13 protein-coding genes are annotated in these 13102 nt (G+C 36.6%); 5 read left to right on the top strand and 8 right to left on the bottom strand.

Annotated elements, in window-relative coordinates; translation table 11 throughout:
- Window positions 1–106: 106 nt before the first annotated feature.
- Window positions 107–454 (top strand): winged helix-turn-helix transcriptional regulator, encoded by a 348-nt coding sequence (locus tag IGL23_RS02240; RefSeq protein WP_002355464.1) that lies wholly within the window; start codon window positions 107–109, stop codon window positions 452–454.
- Between the two features lie 13 nt (window positions 455–467).
- Here the strand turns inward: IGL23_RS02240 and IGL23_RS02235 are convergent, their stop codons facing one another.
- Together IGL23_RS02235 and IGL23_RS02230 are read right to left on the bottom strand one after the other, a co-directional pair.
- Complete coding sequence (locus tag IGL23_RS02235) at window positions 468–1427, bottom strand: GDP-mannose 4,6-dehydratase (RefSeq protein WP_033594542.1); 960 nt, start codon at window positions 1425–1427, stop codon at window positions 468–470.
- Window positions 1428–1447: 20 nt separating this feature from the next.
- Window positions 1448–2416 (bottom strand): TDT family transporter, encoded by a 969-nt coding sequence (locus tag IGL23_RS02230; RefSeq protein WP_002355462.1) that lies wholly within the window; start codon window positions 2414–2416, stop codon window positions 1448–1450.
- Window positions 2417–2557: 141 nt separating this feature from the next.
- Between IGL23_RS02230 and IGL23_RS02225 the strand changes: the two genes are divergently transcribed.
- Window positions 2558–3385, top strand: a complete 828-nt coding sequence (locus tag IGL23_RS02225) for a LysR family transcriptional regulator (RefSeq protein WP_002355461.1) — start codon at window positions 2558–2560, stop codon at window positions 3383–3385.
- A 46-nt stretch (window positions 3386–3431) separates the two neighbouring features.
- Here the strand turns inward: IGL23_RS02225 and IGL23_RS02220 are convergent, their stop codons facing one another.
- The gene (locus IGL23_RS02220; RefSeq protein ID WP_002370887.1) at window positions 3432–3842 is read right to left on the bottom strand and encodes a DUF4809 family protein; all 411 of its coding nucleotides are present in this window, start codon (window positions 3840–3842) and stop codon (window positions 3432–3434) included.
- Window positions 3843–3857: 15 nt separating this feature from the next.
- Entirely contained in the window at window positions 3858–4220 is a 363-nt protein-coding gene (locus tag IGL23_RS02215) for a DUF4809 family protein (RefSeq protein ID WP_033594540.1), read from the bottom strand.
- Window positions 4221–4387: 167 nt separating this feature from the next.
- Between IGL23_RS02215 and IGL23_RS02210 the strand changes: the two genes are divergently transcribed.
- The 3 genes from IGL23_RS02210 to IGL23_RS02200 all read left to right on the top strand — a co-directional run bounded on the left by IGL23_RS02210 (window position 4388) and on the right by IGL23_RS02200 (window position 6567).
- Window positions 4388–5341: an L-lactate dehydrogenase gene (locus IGL23_RS02210; RefSeq protein ID WP_002358635.1), complete on the top strand. Its 954-nt coding sequence runs from the start codon at window positions 4388–4390 to the stop codon at window positions 5339–5341.
- Window positions 5342–5472: 131 nt separating this feature from the next.
- The gene (locus IGL23_RS02205; protein WP_002355457.1) at window positions 5473–5979 is read left to right on the top strand and encodes a phosphatidylglycerophosphatase A family protein; all 507 of its coding nucleotides are present in this window, start codon (window positions 5473–5475) and stop codon (window positions 5977–5979) included.
- A 138-nt stretch (window positions 5980–6117) separates the two neighbouring features.
- Window positions 6118–6567, top strand: a complete 450-nt coding sequence (locus IGL23_RS02200; RefSeq protein WP_002355456.1) for a YehR family lipoprotein — start codon at window positions 6118–6120, stop codon at window positions 6565–6567.
- Window positions 6568–6619: 52 nt separating this feature from the next.
- Here IGL23_RS02200 and IGL23_RS02195 read toward each other — a convergent pair whose 3' ends face one another.
- The 4 genes from IGL23_RS02195 to tdc all read right to left on the bottom strand — a co-directional run bounded on the left by IGL23_RS02195 (window position 6620) and on the right by tdc (window position 12908).
- Entirely contained in the window at window positions 6620–7537 is a 918-nt protein-coding gene (locus IGL23_RS02195; RefSeq protein ID WP_016634002.1) for a hypothetical protein, read from the bottom strand.
- Window positions 7538–7893: 356 nt separating this feature from the next.
- Window positions 7894–9300 carry a Na+/H+ antiporter NhaC gene (gene nhaC, locus IGL23_RS02190; RefSeq protein ID WP_002363118.1) on the bottom strand — a complete coding sequence of 469 codons (1407 nt, stop codon included), beginning with the start codon at window positions 9298–9300 and terminating at the stop codon, window positions 7894–7896.
- Between the two features lie 124 nt (window positions 9301–9424).
- Window positions 9425–10843, bottom strand: coding sequence for a tyrosine-tyramine antiporter (tyrP, locus tag IGL23_RS02185; protein WP_002355453.1), 1419 nt, complete (start codon window positions 10841–10843; stop codon window positions 9425–9427).
- Between the two features lie 202 nt (window positions 10844–11045).
- The gene (gene tdc, locus IGL23_RS02180) at window positions 11046–12908 is read right to left on the bottom strand and encodes a tyrosine decarboxylase (RefSeq protein WP_002355450.1); all 1863 of its coding nucleotides are present in this window, start codon (window positions 12906–12908) and stop codon (window positions 11046–11048) included.
- Between the last annotated feature and the right edge of the window lie 194 nt (window positions 12909–13102).

Below are 13102 nucleotides of genomic sequence, written 5' to 3'. Positions count from 1 at the left end.
TTCTTCCTTCCTCTTACCTTACTTGACATAGTTATTATTACTCACTATGATGGAGAAAAAAAGTACGCACTTTTTATTCACCTAGGAAGAAAAAAGTAACCATTACGTGTCACAAGGAGAAACTATGACAACTGATAAACAAACCAGTATCAACTTAGCCCTTTCCACCATTAACGGCAAATGGAAATTATCATTAATGGATGAATTATTCCAAGGAACCAAGCGCAACGGTGAATTGATGCGTGCGCTCGACGGAATCACTCAGCGCGTCCTGACAGATCGCTTGAGAGAAATGGAAAAAGATGGCCTAGTCCATCGAGAATCCTTTAACGAACTGCCCCCTCGTGTGGAATATACGCTCACTCCGGAAGGATATGCTCTTTACGATGCCCTCTCTTCACTTTGCCATTGGGGCGAAACATTTGCACAAAAAAAGGCGAGACTTAACAAATAAGTCTCGTCTTTTTTTATCTATTTTGGGTATTATGGGTAAACTTAAGATATTTTTGAAGTCCTTCTTGAATTGAATAAACGGGTGAAAAACCTAAGCCTTTCAAAGCAGAACTATCTGAAAGAGAATATTTTATATCGCCATCTCGTTCCTTTTGATAAGAAACTGGCAAAGAAAGTCCCACTAATTGGTTCATTTCTTCAATTAATTGATTAAGGGAAATGGCAACTTCGGTACCCACATTATAAACATGTCCCAACGCTTCACTTTTGGTTGCTACTAAATTTAACGCAGTTAAGACATCATCAATGTAGATAAAGTCACGTGTTTGCTGACCATCTCCAAATATTTGAAATTGGCTCGCTTGCCCTTGTTCTAACTGGATATAACGATCCATCAAAATGGACAGGACACCAGAATAGGGTGAAGCAGGATTTTGATTGGGACCATAGACATTAAAGAAGCGAACTGCGCTCGTGGGTACCCCGTGTAAATGGTATTCATTGAGAACATAACGTTCAGCAGCAAACTTATCAATAGCATAGGGACTCAAAGGGCAAATCACCGAAGTTTCTCTTTTAGGCAACGTTGGCTCTGCACCGTAAACGGCTGCCGACGAAGCAAAAACAAAACGTTTGAGCTCTTTTTGATATTTTTTTATTGATTCCAATATTTTCAATACACTTAAAAAATTGACCTCATGTGTCTCTAGAGGCTGTGCCACAGAACTTGCCACGCTTGCCACGGCCGCAAGATGAAAGATATACTCAAACGAATGCTTTGAAAGTACTTCGTCCAATAATTGCTGATCCGTCACACTTCCTTTAATAAAAACCAACTGCTCAGTTTGTTGCAAATTTGACACTCGCCCCATGGACAAATCATCAATCACAAAAACTTGATACTGTTGACTATAAAAATTAGCCAAATTAGAACCAATAAAGCCAGCTCCTCCAGTAATTAATAGTTTCTTCACCTCTTTGCTTCCTCTCTTTTTTAATTTAATTCCACTTTTTTCGTGTTATTTTCTCTTTGGAATAAAAAAATGCAATATCGAATGAACACATAACTTACAATAGCCACAGCTAATAAGAGTTCAAAAGTAGACAAAATATTTAACAGACTCGTTAGGCCTACCTTTTCTGCAAATAAAGGTTTAACTTTGACTAATGCTGTCGCAGAAATCACTAATGGGAATGTAAAGGCAGCATAACTTGGATAGAATGTCACTTGCATAATTTTATATAGATTTACTACTACAATCCCATAAATACATTGAGATAAAATTAGCAAGAAAACAACTAATGGCATATACAAATGACCACCCATTGAAATATAGCCAGCTAAACATAACGAACCTGGCGCTGTCATAATCGTCAATAAAGGAATGGTCGATTCAGGCATTTCTTTCGACTTCGTAATTCTCTTGATTAAAATTGGTAACAAGAGTAAATAAAAGAACAACGCTACCCAAAAAACAATTTTTCCCAACTCATTGATAAACAATTGAGAAGTATTAGGAATAACGCCAATGCCGACAAACGTAATAAACCAGCTTGGATAAATATGTTCCAGTTCGATTTTTGTTGGAAAAATATGCACCGCTACAAAATAAATCATTAAAATAAAATGTAAAATCACTGCGCCAATCCACAACACGTTAATCCAAGCAGCATTGGTAAATATCCGATCTAAGAAAACACAGATAACCATTAAAGCCATTGTAAATGTTGGTGATACCGAAGCAATAATTGGATCATCTAAGGTGCTTAATGCATGTTTCATTGTAAAAATAATTTTTAAAATAACTAAAATCATTAAGAGACTGCCAAGTACACAATAAATGGTCCCAATTGTTGCATATCCCAAGGAATAAAGTAAATTCCCCAAAGAAACCATCCCTAAAATTAGTCCGCAAATGGGAATCGGGACTTTCCGCAAGAATTTTTTCGCACTTTCTACCATTATGTAGTCACACTCCGTCTTTATTTATTATTATTGATATTAATCAAAAGTATGTTATTATACTAAATGAAATATTTATATTTGTAAAATAAATATTTGCAATACCAACTATTAAGATAGTAAATAGAAAGAGGCGATTTTATGTTCGAATGGATCAAAACATTTATTGCTGTGTATGAAACCAAAAATTTTAGTGCGGCGGCCAAACAATTGTATATTTCTCAGCCAACTGTTTCTTTGCAAATCAAGAAATTAGAGCAACACTTTTCGATCAAGCTGTTCTATCGTAATGGAAAACAATCGGTTATTCCAACCAAAGAAGCTGATTTTTTATATCCAAAAATGCTCTCGATTATTGAAAGCTTAACTACTTCTTTTGCGCAAGCTGCAGAAAAAGAGAATTTTAAAGAAGACTGCATTATAGCCTCTTCAAATACAGTTGCTATTTATTTATTGCCAGATATTATGGAGAGTTTGGTTACCGCTTTTCCACTCATCAACTTTTCGATTCAACTGATGAATTCAAACGAAGTCGTGGATATGGTTCAAAATAATCATGCCCACATTGGACTAATTGAAAAACCCATTGAAACCAAAAATCTACACAAAGAAATTGTTTATGAAGATCAACTAGTTCTAGCAGGAGATGCCGCTTCAAAATTTTGGCTCTTAAGAGAAAAGAACTCTGGCTTACGTTTTTTCAATGAGCTTTATCTCAACGAACACAGCATCAACTTACCAATTATCGAATTAAACAACAACGAAGTCCTGTTACAATTGCTAAAAAATAACATTGGGCAATCAATTGTTTCTCGATTATCTATTTCCGATGAGATCCCTTGGCAACCAATTGATCAGTCCTTTGCTTCTCGAAAAATTTTCATTGTCCAGACCGATCACCATGCCAATACTTCCTTCTCTGAAGTTTATAACCGAATCGTTGAAAAAATTCGTGAACGACAAGCCTAAAAAACAGGAGAACGACTTAGCTTTCGCTAAATCGTTTTCCTGTTTTTTATTCATCAGTTTCTTCTACCAATTCAAATTCAAAAGGTTCTAACTCAAATAGTTGGTGTAAAATTTGCTGGGTTTCTTGGAACACTTGTTGTGGCTCTTTAGACAAAAGAGTGCTTTGAATGGTCTGTTTTTTTGATTGAAAAAGAATTCTCGTCTCCTCTTCCTTAAATACAACTTGATGAGTTTCCCTTTCAAACATCGTATATTCTTCGAACATTTCCATAACTAATTTTTGACGAAACCCTTCTTTGAGTGCTAATAAAGTTACTAAATCTGCAACGGTTAGCGTTTCTAACGCAATTGTTTCATCTTCTACATGAACAAGATAATTCGTACACTTCACATTCGGACAGGCATTGCAGCCGCCATTAATCAAGTCTGAGGTAGTTGTTATTTTCACCTGTTTCATCTTAATCCTTCTTTCCTACTTTTCGAGAAAAACACAAGGGGTCTCCTCAAAAATATTCAATAAAATATGATTGACTTCTTGAAAGACTTCTTCGTGATTTCGGCATTGTTTTTCCATTACTAAACGCAGATCATTCACAACAAAAGTCAACGTCGTCGCTTGTTGGGAAACATGTATACAACGGTTGCCTTTAACAAAACATTCTGTTTGTTCTTCAATGAATGGTTCTTTTTGATAGCCATATGCTGAAGCGATACATTCCAGAATTTCGTAGATTTCTATTTTTGGAAGTTCATAGCTACAGCTACCGATAACTAGTTGAAAACGGTTCGGCTGTTTTTCATTATTGCTTGCATAATACACTGTTGTCGTTGTCATTTTGCCTCCTTATCTCCTCTATTTTCCTACTCTTATCATAACAAAAAAAGCACGCTTCCCTTATTTAAATTGTTAATAAAGACTATTACAGATTGGTATAACCACACCTAAAAAGTTCGTGATATAATTCACTAAGAAAGAAATATTACAGAAAGAAGAGATGAACGATGAAAGTATTTAACAAAAAAGTCGCAATTATTGGTACTGGTTTTGTTGGCACAAGTATCGCCTATTCCATGATCAACCAAGGGATTGCGAATGAATTAATCTTAGTTGATATTGACAAAGCCAAATCTGAAGGCGAAGCAATTGACTTATTAGATGGTGTGTCTTGGGGTCAAGAAAATGTAAACGTCTGGGCTGGCGACTATCAAGACTGCCAAGATGCCGATATCGTCGTGATTACAGCTGGTGCTAATCAAAAACCTGGGCAAAGTCGTCTAGATTTGGTTTCAATCAATGCAGAAATTATGAAAACAATTGTTAACAATATCATGAAATCTGGTTTTGATGGAATTTTAGTGATTGCCTCAAATCCTGTCGATGTACTGACTTATGTGGCTTGGCAAGCTTCTGGTTTACCTGTTTCAAGAGTAATTGGAACTGGTACAACTTTGGACACAACTCGTTTCCGCAAAGAACTGTCTCAACGTTTAGCGATTGATCCACGCAATGTTCACGGCTATATTATTGGCGAACACGGGGATTCTGAAGTGGCTGTCTGGTCTCATACCATGATTGGTACCAAACCTATTTTAGAAATTGTGGATACGACAGAGCGCTTAACTAGTGACGATTTACCAATCATTTCTGATAAAGTGAAAAATACAGCTTATGAAATTATCGATCGCAAACAAGCGACCTATTATGGGATTGGTATGAGTACTGCACGCATTGTTAAAGCCATTTTAAATAATGAACAAGCTATTTTACCTGTCTCAGCTTACTTAGATGGGCAATATGGGCAACAAGATGTATTTACAGGGATTCCTGCAGTCGTTGGCAATCAAGGTGTGACTGACATTATTGAATTGAATCTGAATGCCGCTGAAAAAGAACTCTTCCAAAAATCAGTGACACAATTAAAACAAGTGATGGCATCGTTACAACCGAACGCTTAGTAATTTTTAACTAAAAATAACACTTCAACTAAATTATTCTCTACCAAAATAGATTCTAATTCCCCTTTATCGTTCTTTTTGGTACCATGAAAGAAGAACTTCAACTAAAGCAGAAATTAGGAGGACAAAAAATGGTAATCCAAGGAGATACGTTAGAAAATAGCGCACGTCGTTTATTGCAAGAACGTGGCGTAACAATGAATGATTTAGCTGAACTTGTGTTATTTTTACAAAAAGATTATATTGACAATTTAACATTAGATACTTGTTTAGAAAGTGTTGATGCCGTGTTAACAAAGCGTGAAGTACACAACGCGATTATTACAGGTGTCCAACTGGATATTCTGGCGGAAGAAAACAAGCTACTTTCACCGTTACAAGAAATTTTAACGGAAGATGAAGGGCTTTATGGCATTGATGAAATTATGGCGCTCTCCATTGTAAATGTTTATGGATCTATCGGTTTTACGAACTATGGGTATATCGACAAGGTAAAACCAGGCATTTTAAAAGAGTTAAATGCGCATGATGGCGAACATGTCCACACATTCTTGGATGATATCGTGGGCGCAATTGCGGCTGCAGCTGCCAGTCGGTTGGCTCACTCACAACCAGATTTAAGTGATATTACTAAATAAAAAACTTGCCTCTTCATTTTTATGAGAAGAGGCAAGTTTTTTATTTGCTGGACTTCTCACAAGCTTTCTACTTAACAGTAATTATTTGCCATGTTATGTTACAGTCAAGAATAAACAGCTAAAGGAGGTTATCTAGAAATGAAAAAATTTTTACGCGTATTTTTAATTTTTATTGGGGTATTCTTTCTTGCAAGTTGCGGTTCAAAAATAGAGACAAAAACCTTTGTAGGTTCGCCACAAGATGGGATTGATTCCACCTTAACCTATACGTACCAAGGAGATAAAGTCTTAACGCAAACGGCTAAAAACATTGTTTCTTATGACAAATTGGGGATTACAAAAGAAGAGGCAAAAACAGCGTTGGAACCCGTTTCTAAACAATATGAGGACATCAAAGGGCTTGATTACAAACTGACCTATGAGGACAAACAAGCCATCGAAAAATTGACGATTAATTATGAAAAACTTGATTATGATAAAGCCAAAAAAGTGGATGGTATCCAGATTGATGGAGATTCTTCTAAGGGAATCAGCATGAAGAAAAGCCAAGAATTGGTGGAGTCACAAGGTTATACAGAACAAAAATAATAAAAAGAAAGCGTGCGCCAATGTCCATTGTCGCACGCTTTCTTTTTATTATTTAAATCGATGTTGCCATCTTCACTGCTTGAATTGGGTCAAAATGGTGGATAGAGTAAACGACTGTACCGGCTTGCCAAACTACTGAGTTGCGATTATAGTCAGTGGTTCCTGCCACGTTCAGTGTGATTTGACCAACGGTATTCGGTGCTGGTAATGTTTCTTGTTCCAAAATGTTGACAACATTTTTCGCTAAATCATCAGGCGATTCCCCATTGATATTTGAGGCCCGTACGACTAAACTCCAATTGCCTTCTTGCCAAGATAAGTAACTAGAACCTGCCGCCCCTTGTTTATACCCAGTAATATTGTAACCTAAATCTACTGGTTGACCGCCATTGTCAATGATTTGGTTCACTGCATTTTTTGCTTCAGCATCAGAGCCATATGTTTTTTTCTCAAAAGAACTAATTGGCGTTAACTGATTAACACGTGCATCATTCACTGGAATCGCTTCTTTTTCTGCATAATATAAAACACGGAAATTGTTTTGATCCGCTTGTGATGTTGTCGCTGCAGTTAAAAAGTTATTCGTTTGACTCGTTAAAATTGCCTGCGGTAAGCCTTGACTAGGAAACATGTTTGCTAGCTGGTTAAGCACTTGCTTGGCTTGGTCATCTGGATTCGCATTTTTCGCTGGTGATTGTTTTTCTGCTGAGCCATTATTTGCCGCTTCCTTCGTAGAAGAAGCTGTTGCTTTCGAATCAGCTGTTGTTGTTCCTGACGGTTTCGCATCACTAGATTTTGTTGCTGCTTTGCTACTTGATTCTTTTGTAGCAGATGCTTTTGTACTCTCGACTGTGGTACTTTCCGCAGCACTGGAACGACTATCCGTATTTTCTGTACTTTTTCCGCCGCCACATGCTGCTAAAGCAAGGGTTAAAAGAAAAGCACTAGAAATAAGCCCTATCTTTTTCATAAGAATTCCTCCTTGTTTTCCCTACCCTTATTGTACCTTAATCATGTGTATCCGTCACTTGTTTGTGTTTCGTTCTAAGTTGGTTTAAATAACAGAAAGTGGACGGTAGGATTCGAACCTACACCTCAACATTGAGCAAGAATAAACTACTGTTAGTCTCTATGAGTTTAACACCACGTTCATCCACCTATTTGATTGATCCTTTGTATCATAACTTAGAATAATTAAATTGCCTTTAAGGAGCTTCAAAGATTATATGAAGAATTGTAAAAAATCTGTGACGAAAAAACGATTGAACCAATCAGTAGATACACTGAGGTTCAATCGTAACCAATTGTTTAATTATCTGAAAAAACTCACAATTCAACGTTAGTCCCTGGTGCTTTTTTGTTTTCCCCTTGTTGTTTTTTTAAGAATATCCCCAAAATGACAGTGATAATAGGACAAAGCAATGGGAAAAAGGCATATGGTAAGTATTCTAGTGCACCAACTTTTAACGTTCCCATAATGAAGGTACCACTAACTCCCCAAGGAATTAACGAGTTGACTGCCGCCCCAGCATCTGCCAAAGTACGAGTTAAATATTTTTTATCAATACCTAAACGAGTAAATGAGGATTTAAATGTTTCCCCTGGTAAAATAATTGACAAATATTGTTCGCCAACTAGTAAGTTAATTCCCACAGAACTTAAAGCAGTTAAAGCGATTAATTTAGCTGGATTATTCACATAGCCTTTAATTTTATCAATTAAAGTAGCCACGATGTTAAACTTAATCAACAAGCCGCCCAAACCTAATGCCAAAATAATCAACGCAGCAGAACCTAACATGCTTTCAATCCCACCACGAGATAAAAGTGTATCAATACTTTGGTCCCCTGTATCTGCCACATAACCACTCATTAAGATGGTAGAAACTTTCGCTAAACTTAGGTGATGATCATTTATAAAAGCTAAGATGACCGCCACTGTAGAGCCGACTAGTAACGTTGGAATAGCCGGTACCTTTTTCCAGGCGAATAAGAATAAAACCGCTACTGGCAACAATGTAATCGGTGAAATCCAGAATCCTTGATGTAACGTTTGGACCATTGCATCAACCGATTGTAAATCCGCTGAACCAGATTGATGCCCCAAGAAGATATAGCCGACAATCGAAATAATAAACGCCGGAATAACAGTGTACATCATGTTTAGTATATGTTCAAAAAGGTTCACGCCACCAATTCCAGCAGCTAAGTTTGTTGTATCAGATAACGGTGAAATGTTGTTCCCTAAAAAGGCACCTGAAACAACTGCGCCAGCTGTCATCGCATTGTCGAATCCAAGAATATGTCCAATACCTAGAAAGGCAATCCCCATAGTTGAAACAGTTGTAAAGGAGCTCCCTACTGTCACACCAACTAGTGCACAGACCACAAAAACGGTTGGTAAGAAGAACTTCACTGAGATAATTTTAAAACCATAGACCATAATTGTTGGAATCGTCCCAGACAAGATCCAAGTAGCAACTAAGACACCTATCAACAAGAAAATAATAATCGGAATGATTCCTGGTTTAATCCCTTCCACAATGCCTTCGTGGATTTCATCCCAAGAAAATCCTTTCCATTTGCCATAAAGCAACAACAACATGAATACAAAAAGAATCGGTATGTGAGGGGTTAATTTTTGACCAATAATTAAGTACCCGAGAATCGCTAACAAGGCAATCAAAATGCCTAAACTTTCAGCGAACGAAACAGTGGGTTTCGTTGATTTCATATGAAAACCTCCTTTTATGGAAAGCGAAAACTGAAGCAATAATCGAACTTGCTTCAGTTTCCAAACGACAATTTACTATAGTCATCAGGTGAAGAGGCACTCAGCAAAATAATTGCTAGCCTTTTTATTCACCTAAATCTTCTTTTACTTCCGTTGCCCAACTTGCTTTTTTAAAGCGATTAATGATTAACGGAATCACAAACATAACAATAGTGATTAATGCAACTAAGACTGCATCAGTCACGGTTGTTGTACCTAATGTGGCGAAAATAACAATGATAACACTAAAAATTAACATTGCTGCCACTAAATAAGCTAAGCCATTACCTTTTTTACCAATTCGGTAAGGACGTAGTGTATCTGGTTGAGATTTACGTAATTTAATTAGGGAAATCGCAATCAATACATACACAATACTATAAATAATTGTTGTTGCATTTGTTAAAGTTAAGAATACAGCGTTGACATCATCCATTACCCCATAAAGTAAAGCGAATAATGAGATAACTACAGATTGTGTTAACACAACGTTACGAGAAACGCCATATTTATTTTCGCGATGGAAACCAAATTTTGGTGGCAATAAGCCATCACGAGCAACTTGAATAATTGTTTTTGATGGTCCAGTAACCCAAGCAGATAATTGTAATAACACACCTAAGAAGACCATGAAACTAAAGATATTACCAATAATTGTTGGTAAACCTAAAACGTCACAATAAAGCAAAATTGGTTGTGTAATGTTAGACAATTCCATTTTGCCATTTGGAACAATATTAGCAACAAACATTGCATTAATAACGTTTAATAAAACTAAACCAATTAATGAAATGAAAACGCCTTTTGTATAATTTTTTGTTGCATCTTTCAAACGAGGAATATAAACAGAAGACATTTCAATCCCAACAAAGATAAACGCAATCCCTGCTAGATATTTAAATGTGTCCATATTTTCTAAGTTTGGTAAAACTTTTGACCAAGAGAAGGCACCTAAATAGCCGCCAGGTGTTAAGCCTACTTTAATCATTGAAAGAAGACCTAAAACAAACATAACTAATACTGGGATGTAAACACCTAGCCAAACACCAATATTTCCGCCAACTTTCGCCATGTCAAATTTCAAGTTCAAGATTGTAATAATCCAGTAAATCACTAAGATACAACCTAATACGAACCAATGATTTTCACCTAAATGAACATTACCAAATGTATTACCTAGCAAAGGGCCTAATGTAGAAGCAACCATTACCATTCCTGGGAACATTTGCACCCATAGTAACCAAGCGACAACAAAACCCCATTTGCTACCTAAGGCAGTTTTAACCCAAAGTTGAGGGCCACCTTCTTGAGGAAGCATCGTAGATAATTCACCAGATATCAATGCGATTGGACCAGCAAAGAATAAGACCGCGAAAATTGTGTAAGAAATTAATGTCCAACCAACAGCAGCAAGTGTTGGGATACTACGTACAGTTGCACACAATGCCATTGTTAAACCGATAAAAGTACCTAATTCAATTTTTTTAACTTGTTGTTTATCCAATTTTGTACACTCCTTATAAGATTTTGGATAAGGAGCATGAATGACTGTTATACGCTGAGTAAAACAGTCATTCGACTGCCTCTTACCCAGACAAAGAATTGGTTAAGAGGTTAGCCGTCTGGTTGATTTATCTCTTGAATAAATCAACCAGACGAACGTTCCCTCGTTCGGTTACCATTTCTTTTTTCCGTTTAAGATTCAATTATTTTACGTCGTAAATTTGTTCTAATTTTTCTTGTAAAGCAGCTTGAATCTTAGGAGCGTAAACATCAAATTCTTCTTTATCGTTCATGTATGGAGTCATTACAGCAGCACGTAACACAGTTACTTTACCTGCACGGTTCCATTCTTCGTCACTAAATCCTAAGCTGTTTACAAATTTTAATGGGCTGTTGCCATAATCTGGAATAGCAAAGTCAGTATGTGAAGTAATGAATTCGTTGTTGTAAATATTTCCTTTAACGTATGATGCATAGTCATATACATCATGGTTTAATTTGTTCATTGCTACTAAATCATCGTTGCCTTTTTCTTTAAACACATAGTCAACCATGTTGAAGTCTGGATGAGTTAATGTGTGGACTTCGATTTCTTTGTCGCCAACTTTGAATGTTAAATCATTCAAGAAGTTATAGAAATGATGTGAGCCTTCAATTGAAGCACCAATTAATTTACCATAACCTGCAACGTTTAAAGGTAAAACGTGATGTGCAGCCCATACAGAAGCAGCTGTTGCACCAGCTTTTGAACCTTCAAGGATATAAGCACCTAGTAACGCAGGAATATCGGCACCTTTTTCAAATACGTAAGTTGCAAAGTAAGAAATAACGTCGCGCATACGGATATCTTGGATAACGATACCACCAGCTGAATAAGGGATATAACCCATTTTATGAGGGTCAATTGTTACTGATTCTGCTAATTCGATTGCTTTATATGCATCATACACTTCTCTTGAAATGTGTTCTTTTTTCTCTTTGAAGACACCGTATTCTTCGTGAACATCTTGTAAATCTTCGTAAGGGATGAAGTTGTTGTCTTCGTCTAAGAAGATGGCACGTCCATAACCACCATAAGCAGCATCAACGTGTACATAATAGTAAATACCGTCTTTCATTAATTCATCGCGTAAAGCAATAATTTTATCGATTGAGTCAACGGCACCTTCTTCAGTAGAACCAACTACACCGACAACACCTAGCACTGGAATTTGTTCTTCTGCTAAGCCACGAACGATTTTTTCTAATTCGTTGATATCCATACGGTAGTTATGGTCAACTGGTACTGGGATAACTTGATCTAAACCGATACCGATAATATCAGCAGCTTTTAACCAAGAATAGTGTTTAGTTTGTGGGACTAACCATTTACCGATTGCTTGTAAATGTTTACCTGAACGAGCTGAATGAGCTTTGATTTCATCAATTTCATCTTCAGCTGATTCTAATAAGTCCATAATTTCTTTTGTTGGCATGTTCAATAGTTCCCAATCTGATTTGCCAGCCACTAATTCTGGTTTTACTTCTTTCATAGCAAATGGTAATGATTTAATGTTACGGGCATACCATAAGCCTTCTAAGTTAGCTAAAGAACCATCAGCAACGATGTGTCCCCAACCATTTTTGTAGCTCATTAAGTGAGCAAATTCATGTCCTACTTCTTCTTCCATTTGAGAAGTTGCTGGAGAAGATTCATAGGCAACGTTGTTCCCGTTCCATAGCATTGCAAAGTTGTAAGCTAATAGAGAAGGCATTAATGTTTCTGAGTTCATATGTCCCCAATATCTACCTGCTGTATGCCATGGAACTGAATGTGTACGCATGCGAGAAGAAATTTCATTCAATACATCTTTCATATGGTTGACAGTTTTTTCGTAGCTTTCAGATGTGCGTTCTTGAGAAGAGATAACTGGCATGTCTTGTGGCATGTAGTTTTGACGCCATCCTAAATGTTCATCTACTAAGTCGATCAACAAGTCTTTATATAATTGTCCGTTTTCGGCTTTGTCCCCAATGAATAGTGCATTAAGGTTCATTTCGCCTTTTGCTAATTTTTCGTTTTTCATACGAAAATTCCTCCTTACAAATTTTAATGAATTAGATTTTGCATTCACAACTTACACCCAAACGGCTAAAGTGTAAAGAAGAAAAATAACAATGGTTATCATAGCTCTTTAATTTTATAATTTTTTCACAAGGTGTCTTGTCAGAACCATTATATAAAAAAATAAGAGTGGGATTGTGTGTACAATCCCACTCT

The sequence above is a fragment of the Enterococcus sp. MSG3299 genome (assembly GCF_050555765.1).
In the GTDB taxonomy this organism is placed as follows: domain Bacteria; phylum Bacillota; class Bacilli; order Lactobacillales; family Enterococcaceae; genus Enterococcus; species Enterococcus faecalis.
Note: the sequence above shows the minus strand (reverse complement) of the source record. Positions and strands in the feature narration are given on the sequence as shown.

Bases quoted from the DNA above. Each gene is read 5' to 3' on its own strand.
- IGL23_RS02230 (WP_002355462.1), bottom strand. From the start codon at position 2,416: ATGGTAGAAAGTGCGAAAAAATTCTTGCGGAAAGTCCCGATTCCCATT.
- IGL23_RS02225 (WP_002355461.1), top strand. From the start codon at position 2,558: ATGTTCGAATGGATCAAAACATTTATTGCTGTGTATGAAACCAAAAAT.
- IGL23_RS02220 (WP_002370887.1), bottom strand. From the start codon at position 3,842: ATGAAACAGGTGAAAATAACAACTACCTCAGACTTGATTAATGGCGGC.
- IGL23_RS02215 (WP_033594540.1), bottom strand. From the start codon at position 4,220: ATGACAACGACAACAGTGTATTATGCAAGCAATAATGAAAAACAGCCG.
- IGL23_RS02210 (WP_002358635.1), top strand. From the start codon at position 4,388: ATGAAAGTATTTAACAAAAAAGTCGCAATTATTGGTACTGGTTTTGTT.
- IGL23_RS02205 (WP_002355457.1), top strand. From the start codon at position 5,473: ATGGTAATCCAAGGAGATACGTTAGAAAATAGCGCACGTCGTTTATTG.
- IGL23_RS02200 (WP_002355456.1), top strand. From the start codon at position 6,118: ATGAAAAAATTTTTACGCGTATTTTTAATTTTTATTGGGGTATTCTTT.
- IGL23_RS02195 (WP_016634002.1), bottom strand. From the start codon at position 7,537: ATGAAAAAGATAGGGCTTATTTCTAGTGCTTTTCTTTTAACCCTTGCT.
- nhaC (WP_002363118.1), bottom strand. From the start codon at position 9,300: ATGAAATCAACGAAACCCACTGTTTCGTTCGCTGAAAGTTTAGGCATT.
- tdc (WP_002355450.1), bottom strand. From the start codon at position 12,908: ATGAAAAACGAAAAATTAGCAAAAGGCGAAATGAACCTTAATGCACTA.